Origin of the sequence: Sporosarcina sp., assembly GCF_029257255.1 — a bacterium.
Taxonomy (GTDB): Bacteria; Bacillota; Bacilli; order Bacillales_A; family Planococcaceae; genus Sporosarcina.
Window position 1 is genome coordinate 106,559 of the sequence record NZ_JARICI010000087.1, and the last position, 8,865, is coordinate 115,423.

Annotated in this window: 11 protein-coding genes; all 11 read left to right on the forward strand. The window is 43.2% G+C overall.

The features are described 5' to 3' along the window. The first annotated feature begins 131 nt into the window (after positions 1–131). Positions 132–1,511, forward strand: coding sequence for a Na+/H+ antiporter NhaC (gene nhaC / locus Q1J64_RS16165; protein WP_301110153.1), 1,380 nt, complete (start codon positions 132–134; stop codon positions 1,509–1,511). 72 nt (positions 1,512–1,583) lie between these two features. Then, the gene (locus Q1J64_RS16170; protein WP_301110154.1) at positions 1,584–2,198 is read left to right on the forward strand and encodes a DUF421 domain-containing protein; all 615 of its coding nucleotides are present in this window, start codon (positions 1,584–1,586) and stop codon (positions 2,196–2,198) included. Between the two features lie 69 nt (positions 2,199–2,267). Further along, complete coding sequence (yxzF, locus tag Q1J64_RS16815) at positions 2,268–2,387, forward strand: small protein YxzF (protein ID WP_301110155.1); 120 nt, start codon at positions 2,268–2,270, stop codon at positions 2,385–2,387. Positions 2,388–2,606: 219 nt separating this feature from the next. Next, positions 2,607–3,209, forward strand: coding sequence for an N-acetyltransferase (locus Q1J64_RS16180; protein ID WP_301110156.1), 603 nt, complete (start codon positions 2,607–2,609; stop codon positions 3,207–3,209). Positions 3,210–3,377: 168 nt separating this feature from the next. Then, the gene (locus tag Q1J64_RS16185; RefSeq protein WP_301110157.1) at positions 3,378–4,478 is read left to right on the forward strand and encodes a helix-turn-helix domain-containing protein; all 1,101 of its coding nucleotides are present in this window, start codon (positions 3,378–3,380) and stop codon (positions 4,476–4,478) included. Continuing rightward, complete coding sequence (locus tag Q1J64_RS16190; protein ID WP_301110158.1) at positions 4,475–4,702, forward strand: PLDc N-terminal domain-containing protein; 228 nt, start codon at positions 4,475–4,477, stop codon at positions 4,700–4,702. Before Q1J64_RS16185 ends, Q1J64_RS16190 begins: the two co-directional genes overlap by 4 nt. Next, positions 4,686–5,582, forward strand: coding sequence for an ABC transporter ATP-binding protein (locus tag Q1J64_RS16195; RefSeq protein WP_301110159.1), 897 nt, complete (start codon positions 4,686–4,688; stop codon positions 5,580–5,582). The genes Q1J64_RS16190 and Q1J64_RS16195 overlap by 17 nt, the downstream gene beginning before the upstream one ends. Further along, complete coding sequence (locus Q1J64_RS16200; protein ID WP_301110160.1) at positions 5,579–6,343, forward strand: ABC transporter permease; 765 nt, start codon at positions 5,579–5,581, stop codon at positions 6,341–6,343. The genes Q1J64_RS16195 and Q1J64_RS16200 overlap by 4 nt, the downstream gene beginning before the upstream one ends. A 118-nt stretch (positions 6,344–6,461) precedes the next feature. Further along, positions 6,462–7,445 carry a GMP reductase gene (gene guaC, locus Q1J64_RS16205; RefSeq protein WP_301110161.1) on the forward strand — a complete coding sequence of 328 codons (984 nt, stop codon included), beginning with the start codon at positions 6,462–6,464 and terminating at the stop codon, positions 7,443–7,445. A 120-nt stretch (positions 7,446–7,565) separates the two neighbouring features. Further along, entirely contained in the window at positions 7,566–8,237 is a 672-nt protein-coding gene (locus Q1J64_RS16210) for an NAD(P)H-dependent oxidoreductase (RefSeq protein ID WP_301110162.1), read from the forward strand. Between the two features lie 161 nt (positions 8,238–8,398). Further along, positions 8,399–8,626, forward strand: a complete 228-nt coding sequence (locus Q1J64_RS16215; RefSeq protein WP_301110163.1) for a hypothetical protein — start codon at positions 8,399–8,401, stop codon at positions 8,624–8,626. Positions 8,627–8,865: the final 239 nt, after the last annotated feature.

Consider the following 8,865-nt stretch of genomic DNA (forward strand, 5'->3'; position numbering starts at 1 on the left):
TTCCTTCACATGCAATGAAGAGGACAGTCAGTATGGCTGTCAATTAGGGTGGTATCGCGGAGAACTTCTTCGTCCCTGTTACAACAGGGATGGGGGAGTTTTTTTATTTAACTCAACTGGAGGTAGTCAGCATGTTTCCCATTAAAGCAATTCATACACCTACCGTTAAAGCTTCAGTGTTTTTGACGGTTCTTATTGTAGCTATGATCAGTGTCAGTATCGTCGAGTTCGGTTCTGTACCGCATGTACCGATTTTATTCGCCATTTTACTGCTGTTTGGGTATGGATTATGGAAGAAGCTCACATACAAACAGCTCGAAAAAGGATTAGTCGATGGCGCGAGTGCCGGAATGAGTGCAGTATTCCTGTTTTTCTTCATCGGTATTCTTGTCAGCAGCTGGATGATGAGCGGAACGATCCCGACCATCATTTATGCAGGGCTTCAATTAATTACGCCTGCCTTTTTCTATGCAATTGTTTTTGTCGTCACAGCCATTATCGGCCTCGCAGTCGGCAGCTCACTGACAACTGTCGCCACAATCGGTGTGGCATTCATTAGCATGGCGCATGTTCTCGAACTGTCGCTGCCTCTTGCAGCAGGCGCTATTGTATCGGGTGCATTTTTCGGCGATAAAATGTCTCCGTTGTCCGACACGACGAACCTGGCATCATCCATTGTCGGCGTTGATTTATTCGAACATATTCGCAATATGGGCTGGACAACAATTCCTGCCTTCTTTATTTCGCTGATCCTGTTTGGTGTGCTTTCTCCAGACGTAACGGCGGGAGATTTCAAAACAGTCGAGACGTTCAGCAACGCATTGTCCGGCACCAATCTGATTCACTGGTACACACTGATTCCGGTAGCAGTGTTGATTATCTTGACGTTCGTGAAAGTCCCAGCTATTTTGACGCTCGCTATCAGTTCGCTGGCGGCAATTCTAGTAGCTTACTTCCATACGTTCTACTCCATTTCTGAAGTAATGACGATTTTATTCAGCGGCTATGAAGGAGCTACAGGTGTTCAGGCTGTGGATGAATTGCTTTCTAAGGGAAAAGGTATGGAAGGCATGATGTTCACGATTTCACTCGTACTGCTCGCACTCAGTATGGGCGGTATGCTTTTCACGCTCGGCATCGTCCAATGCCTGCTCGCAAAAATCGAGAGCTTGTTGCGCAAAGTTTCTTCCGTCATTTTGACATCAGCCTTGACCGCAATCGGCATTAACGTGCTGATTGGCGAACAGTATCTATCGATTTTATTAACCGGCCAGGCATTCCAGTCATCCTACGAGAGAGTAGGTCTTGCCAATAAAAACTTAAGCCGCGTAATGGAAGATGCCGGTACAGTCATCAATCCGCTCGTACCTTGGAGTGTCGCAGGAATATTCATTACGCAGGCGCTGGATGTGCCGACGCTCGCGTATCTGCCTTTTGCGTTCTTCTGTCTGCTGAGTCCTATTCTGACGGTACTTTTTGGCTATTTAGGAAAGACACTTACACGTATCTAAGCGGCAAAACACATATATTACCTGAATCGGCTCATACTCCTTATATAATCTTTATAAGGCGGTGGCCGATTTATGGATTTTAATTCAATTTGGGAAGCCGTGCTAATTATTATAGCGGGCATTGTACTTTTGCATATTTCAGGAAGAAAATCGATATCTCAAATGACGGTGGGGCAGACGGTTTTAATGATAGCCGTCGGTACGCTGCTCATTCAGCCGGTTGCCAGTAAAAGTCTATGGCAGACTCTGTTGCTCTCGCTCGTTCTCGTGTTAACTCTTCTTTCATTTGAATTGATTGCTTTGAAGTGGAACTTTTTTGAAGGACTTGTCCGCGGAAGTTCAAAAGTCGTGGTGCAAGATGGCGTGCTGAACATCCGAAATATGCGGAAGTTGCGGCTGACAGTGGATGAATTGGAAATGCATTTACGGCAATCCGGCATTGAAAAGATAGATGATATCAAATGGGCTACAATTGAAACGAGCGGTCAGCTCGGCTATTCTTTGATAGACCGCAAAAAATATGCAACGAAAGAAGACATTGACCGGATTCAACTCTCTCTGGAAGAAATGAGCCGGCAACTGCAGATTCCCCTAAATTCAGAACCAAAACCTCTTCCTATTCCTGAACAATCTAATCTCTTCACGGAAATTGAACGACCAAAGGAAGTGCCTCAATATCTAGAATAAAAAGTTTAGACAGAAGGCGAACGGGGGAAATTAACAGTAACAACTCCACGATGAGAGGAAGAACTGCATATGAAAAGATTAATAAAAACCGTTATAAAATGGGGTCCTTTGCTATACCCTGTTGTTAGAAAGATTATGAATGAAAAGAAGAAAAAAGAAGTATACTCACGCGGAAGAGCGGCTAGATAAAGAGGTTCACGGCATGCTGACAGCTTGAATGCTGTCAGTTTTTTCATTCGTTTTTGAATAAAAAAATAAAGTTTTTTAATTAAATTGGTTTATTTTCTTATGAAAAGGAGTATACTAGTAGTGAGGATTTTTTTCTGACCTCTTTTTTCCTCTCAATGTTTGATCCCCAAACAAAAAGCTCCAGGTACACCACATTACCTATGGAGGAGAATTTAACACATGCATTGGTACAACAAATTAAACGAGTATTTTCCGATTGAAGAAATGAAGTCAAAAGAACATATGGAGACATTACTAGTCGACAAAGGGAATGTCTATCATAAAGAAGAAGGACTTAAACACGTTTTAATGTACGTAGAAACGGAGGACTTCGTGTTTGTCGACTATCTTTTCGTATCTTCAGCCGCACGCGGTGAAGGTCTCGGAAAAAAACTGCTGGATTCGTTGAAAACCAAAAACAAACCAATTTTATTGGAAGTGGAGCCTGCTATCGAAGATGAACCTGATACGGCTAAACGTCTGAAATTCTATGCAAGAGAAGAATTTTCTCACGCACAGAAAATCGCTTATAACCGACGTTCACTTGCGACCGGCGAGAAAAACAGCCTCGAAATTCTTTATTGGGCACCCCCTGCTTCTTCAACTGCTAAGGCAGACGAAAAAGAAGTGTTTGACGCAATGAAGACCACCTACGAAGAAATCCACACCTACAAAGACCAAGATTTCTATGGAAAATCATACGAACCGACTGAACAGGTTCTCAGCTATGACAAACAGCAAAAAGAAAATATTTTAGAGCCATTTGAAACAGTAAGCGTATGACGGGAAGCCGGTCTTGTATAGACCGGCTTTTTTGTATGCCGTTTTATCCTATTACCTATTAACCTTGTTGACTGCAAGTTGATTTAATCGCCAGATAGTTTCTTTTTAGTTGATTGAATCAACCTGCATTACACCTTACACTTAATCTAACAGAAAGGTCGTGAGGGAATGCTGAGGATTGGTTCAATTATCCAGCGAGAGCGTAAACGGATGCAAGTTACACAAGATACGCTGGCTGCCTATTGCCAGGTATCAAAGGCATCTGTTTCCAAATGGGAAAAGGGTCAGAGTTACCCTGATATTACGCTACTGCCGAAAATTGCTTCGTATTTTGATTTGACGGTGGATGAACTGCTCGGTTATGAGCGGCAGCTCTCGAAAGAAGAGATACAGAAACGTTATTTGAGATTTGCTCAACGGTTCGGCAAAGAGCCGTTTGAAGAGTTGTTTGAGGAAATTGAGGAACAGGTGAAAGAGTATTATCATGATCCTGCATTCTTGTTGCAAATGAGTGTTTTATTGCTTAACCATCATATGCTCAGCACTGACGCACCCGCTGTTCTAGAAAAGACAAAACAATGGCTAGTGCGGATCACCCAATTGAGTGAAGATATCTGGGTGCTGCGTCAGGCGAATTCTTTACGGGCGACGACAGCGCTTATGCAGGCAGATCCCGAGACGACCCTGGAGCTACTTGGGGGCGTCATCAAACCCTCCCTCGGAGATGAAATTATACTGGCTACTGCGTATGAACAGCTGGATGACAAAGAACAGGCCAGACGTGTAATCCAGGTTATGATGTACCAAAATGTCATTTATCTTGTCGGCAGCAGCCCACTTTACTTGCGTCTGACTGCTCATAATTCACAGGTCTTCAATGAAACAATTGAGCGTATGAATGGGTTAATCGATTTATATTCTTTAAAAAGGCTTCATCCAAATATATGTCTGCAGTTTTATTTCGGTGTAGCCCAGTCCGCAGCCATCAACCACGACAGTGAATTGATGTATGCCTATCTGACAAAGTATGTAGACGTCTGCACGAACAATCTGTTTCCTTTTTCGCTACGAGGCGATGAATACTTTGATCTGTTGGAAGAATGGCTTGAGCAGCTGGATTTAGGAACGAACGCACCCCGAAATATTGAAATCATCAAGCAGTCGGCCATTGATTCAATGAATGCACCGTTTTTCCAACCGTTTAATGAAGATAAAGAAATGCAGGAACTGCGCGACCAGCTGCGCTGGGGATTGGAGGAAAAAAGATGAATACAAATCTGGATATGTTGATGGAATATCTCCCTTTTTTAATTCCACTTATTTTACTGCAAATCGGACTCGCCATTTTTTCAGCGATCCATGTAATCCGGCACCCCCACTACCGGTTTGGAAATCAGGTGATGTGGCTGTTGATTGTGCTGTTTCTCCAATTTATTGGACCCTTGATTTATTTCGTATTTGGAAGGGGTGACGGCAATGGTCGTACGAATTGAAAATGTAACGAAACGATTTGGGAACCGCACGGTGTTACGGGATATTGATCTGCATATTCCCTCCCATTCCATATACGGATTTGTAGGGGCAAACGGGGCCGGTAAGACTACACTGATGAAATGTATGCTCGGTTTGCTGCCGTTGAATCAGGGAACTATCACCGTCGCCGGAGAACGAGTGACATTCGGTGAAACCCCATCCAATCAATACATCGGATACTTACCTGACGTCCCTGAGTTCTATCCGTTTTACACAGCGCAGCAGTACCTTGAACTGTGCGCGGTTATTACCGGCATGCCGAGGAAAGAGCAGAAGCCGCGAATCGATGAATTACTAACTTTGGTCGGATTAGCGGATACCTCTTCTTCTATCAGCACGTATTCCAGAGGCATGAAACAGCGTCTTGGCATTGCCCAGGCACTTCTCAACCGGCCTAAACTGCTGATTTGCGATGAACCGACATCTGCTTTAGACCCGGCAGGACGTGCACAAATACTGTCGATTCTGCAAAAAGCGAAAGAAGAAACAACGGTTTTCTTCTCAACTCATATTCTGTCTGACGCCGAGCAGATCTGTGATCATGTCGCGATGCTGCATGAAGGAAAGATTATTTTTCAAGATGACCTGCGAACACTGCAACAGCAATTTCAGGATCAATTTATTTATCGCTTTACAATTCCTGTACAGCAGGCGAAAAACCGGCTACAGCATACTGCTTTTCAAATGGAATGCAGCGATGATGAACTGATTGTCTATCTTCCTAATGACACACAACGGCTTGCATTCATGACTGAACTGACAAAGAACGCTCTCATTATGGAATCGATGCATCCGCAGGCCAGTCAGCTCGAACAGCTAGTACTGGAGGTGCTCAGATGAATCAGTGGATCGGATTTTTCAAGAAAGAATGGTTTGAAAGTGTGAAAACCTATAAACTGCTATTGGTGCTTTGCATCTTTGGGTTTCTTGGCGTGCTGAATCCTTTCACTGCCAAAATTACTCCTGCTTTAATGGAAAATTTAATGCCCGAAGGCACTATCCTCAATCTGCCTGATCCTTCCGCGCTTGATTCCTGGATGCAGTTTTATAAAAACGTGCCGCAGCTAGGTCTCGTTGTATTCATCTTGCTGTTCAGTACGATGATGTCAAAAGAGCTGGAGAAAGGGACGCTGATCATTCTGCTCACAAAAGGCTTGCGCCGCAGCACCGTCATCACTGCGAAGTTTTGCCTGGCACTTAGCTATTGGACGCTCGCACTGACCGCCGCTTTCCTCATTACGTATATGTATACGGCATTTTATTGGGATCAAAGTGGTTTGCAGCATCTTCTTTTTGCAGCTAGCTGCCTATATATATTCGGTATTCTGCTGCTGGCTGTTACGCTGTGGGGCAACACGTATTTTGCTTCTTCTTATGGAGGAATTTTAGTTACATTCATTGCGATCATTGTTTTATTCGCGGCCTCTATTTTCCCAACAGACGTTGCATGGAATCCGCTTGAATTATTTACTGTGCCCGCCAAATTGCTGACTGGCGAAGCTGCTCCATCAGACATATGGATTCCGTACGTGCTTTCCCTCGGTTTGGCAGGATGTTTTGTCTGGCTGACTGTGTTGCACTTCAAGAAAAAGCTTTTATAAACGTTCGTTAAATTTCAAAATGTAAACGTTGACAATCATTATAAATTCGTGTAAATTACTAAATGTCGAACAATCAAAATTAATATATAGAAAACATTCGTTTATAGAGGTGAAAGTAATGGACACAGTATTTGATTACGAAGATATACAGCTAGTCCCTGCAAAATGTATAGTGGAAAGCCGTTCGGAATGTGATACATCGGTTACGCTTGGCGGACATACTTTCCGTTTACCTGTTGTACCTGCTAATATGCAAACGATTATTGATGAAAAGATCGCGATTCAACTAGCAGAGGAAGGCTATTTCTATATAATGCATCGCTTCAATCCTGAAAAACGTGTAGATTTCATTCAAGATATGCACGCACGCGGGTTGATTGCTTCAATTAGTGTAGGCGTGAAAGATGAGGAATACGGCTTTGTTGAACAGCTTGCTGTCGATGCGCTTGTTCCTGAATTTATCACAATCGATATTGCACATGGTCATTCCAATCAAGTCATCCGCATGATCCAGCACATCAAAAATCATTTGCCGATGAGCTTTGTCATTGCAGGAAATGTGGGTACGCCTGAAGCAGTGCGTGAGCTGGAAAATGCCGGAGCTGACGCTACTAAAGTAGGGATCGGACCCGGAAAAGTATGTATCACGAAACTGAAGACCGGTTTTGGTACTGGGGGCTGGCAATTGGCTGCAGTTCGTTTATGTGCGAAAGCAGCTTCCAAGCCAATCATTGCAGACGGCGGAATCCGTACGCACGGTGATATCGCAAAATCTGTGCGCTTTGGCGCAAGCATGGTAATGGTCGGCTCATTGTTTGCCGGACATGAAGAATCGCCGGGTCAAACGGTGGAAAAAGATGGTCAGAAATATAAAGAGTACTTCGGTTCTGCATCTGAATTCCAAAAAGGTGAGAAGAAAAACGTTGAGGGCAAGAAGATGTTCGTTGAATATAAAGGACCGCTGAAAGATACATTGATCGAAATGGAGCAGGATCTGCAGTCCGCTATTTCGTATTCAGGCGGTAAAACGTTGAGCTCTATCCGCAACGTAGACTATGTCATCGTGAAGAACTCTATTTTCAACGGCGATAAAGTATTTTAATCAGACCAGGCCGGTCGGGGAAATTATTTCTCCGGCTGGCTTTTTTATTGCAAACGATTCATTTGAGTTTGCACTCCCCTATTCTTAAAATGACTAGAGTATCTAAAAGGAGCGATTGCAGTGGAAAATCAAAAAGAACAAATTAAGCAGCAGGTATTGGATGCATTCCGTTTTAGACATGCGACAAAACTTTACGATGCAACGAAACTGATTTCAGAGGAAGACTTTGAATATATTTTGGAAGCCGGCAGACTGTCCCCGAGCTCACTAGGTTCCGAACCATGGAAGTTTCTCGTCATACAAGATCCGGCGATGCGCGATAAACTGATGCCCGTATGCTCAGGTGCAGTTGAAAAGCTTAGAACTGCCAGCCATTTCGTCATCCTGCTGGCCAGAAAAAATGTGCGCTATGATTCCGAATACATGATCAGCCAGATGAAAGATGTCCAGCAGATGCCTGAAGCAGTAATCGAAACCGTTACCGGTCACTATCAGAGCTTCCAGGAGATGAATCACTTATTGGATAATGAACGCACACTGTCGGACTGGTCATCGAAGCAGACCTATATCGCGCTTGGTAATATGCTGACTGCCGCGGCACTGATCGGAATTGATTCGACTCCTATGGAAGGCTTTAATGCTGCAGAACTTGAAAAGCTGCTTGCCGAAGAAGGTTTGCTCGGAGACGGAGAATTCAGACCTGCCGTGCTGGCCGCATTCGGTTACAGAAAAGAAGAACCCCGGCGTCCAAAAACGCGCCGTTCATTGGAAGAAATAGTTGAATGGATATAATACAGCTTTACCTTTACAAATAATTTACCAATTAATGAAGGAATGTTACAATGGCTTGAGAAATATGTATATTCAGTAATCGGGCCATTTTAGTTGAAGATGAAAATGGGAGTTTTTATGTCGCATTTGGCACATAAGGCGTAGCACGGAAGGAGATTATTATGTACTGGAATTATAGAGTTGTGGAATTTACCAATAAACAGAACAAACCTTACTTTGAGATTTGCGAAGTTCATTATGATGAAAACGATAAGCCTCATATGTGGGGTGAAATAATGCCTGCCGAATCATTAGATGAATTAAAAGATGATTACGGGTATATGCGTAAAGCATTTGAAAGTCCTGTATTGAAAGTAGTTCATGATAAATTAGTACTAGCGACAGAATAATGTAGCAGTACGAATATAATGTGTAATAAAAGATAAGGTACTTATACAACTAACGGGTTCAGATTGTGGAAGATGGTTTAATTACAGTCACTTAGTTGATCGGAGCGGAAGCCGGCGACTCCCTCTTGGAAATACGATAGTGACAAGGTTTATCGCGTTCTGAGTAAGACCAAAAAATATTTTTTTCGGATGTATCTGTAGTATGTGTTCCCTAAATATACATGACTTTACGTATTATG

Bases quoted from the DNA above. Each gene is read 5' to 3' on its own strand.
- Q1J64_RS16215 (WP_301110163.1), top strand. From the start codon at position 8,399: ATGTACTGGAATTATAGAGTTGTGGAATTTACCAATAAACAGAACAAA.
- Q1J64_RS16190 (WP_301110158.1), top strand. From the start codon at position 4,475: ATGAATACAAATCTGGATATGTTGATGGAATATCTCCCTTTTTTAATT.
- Q1J64_RS16185 (WP_301110157.1), top strand. From the start codon at position 3,378: ATGCTGAGGATTGGTTCAATTATCCAGCGAGAGCGTAAACGGATGCAA.
- Q1J64_RS16195 (WP_301110159.1), top strand. From the start codon at position 4,686: ATGGTCGTACGAATTGAAAATGTAACGAAACGATTTGGGAACCGCACG.
- guaC (WP_301110161.1), top strand. From the start codon at position 6,462: ATGGACACAGTATTTGATTACGAAGATATACAGCTAGTCCCTGCAAAA.
- yxzF (WP_301110155.1), top strand. From the start codon at position 2,268: ATGAAAAGATTAATAAAAACCGTTATAAAATGGGGTCCTTTGCTATAC.
- nhaC (WP_301110153.1), top strand. From the start codon at position 132: ATGTTTCCCATTAAAGCAATTCATACACCTACCGTTAAAGCTTCAGTG.
- Q1J64_RS16200 (WP_301110160.1), top strand. From the start codon at position 5,579: ATGAATCAGTGGATCGGATTTTTCAAGAAAGAATGGTTTGAAAGTGTG.
- Q1J64_RS16180 (WP_301110156.1), top strand. From the start codon at position 2,607: ATGCATTGGTACAACAAATTAAACGAGTATTTTCCGATTGAAGAAATG.
- Q1J64_RS16170 (WP_301110154.1), top strand. From the start codon at position 1,584: ATGGATTTTAATTCAATTTGGGAAGCCGTGCTAATTATTATAGCGGGC.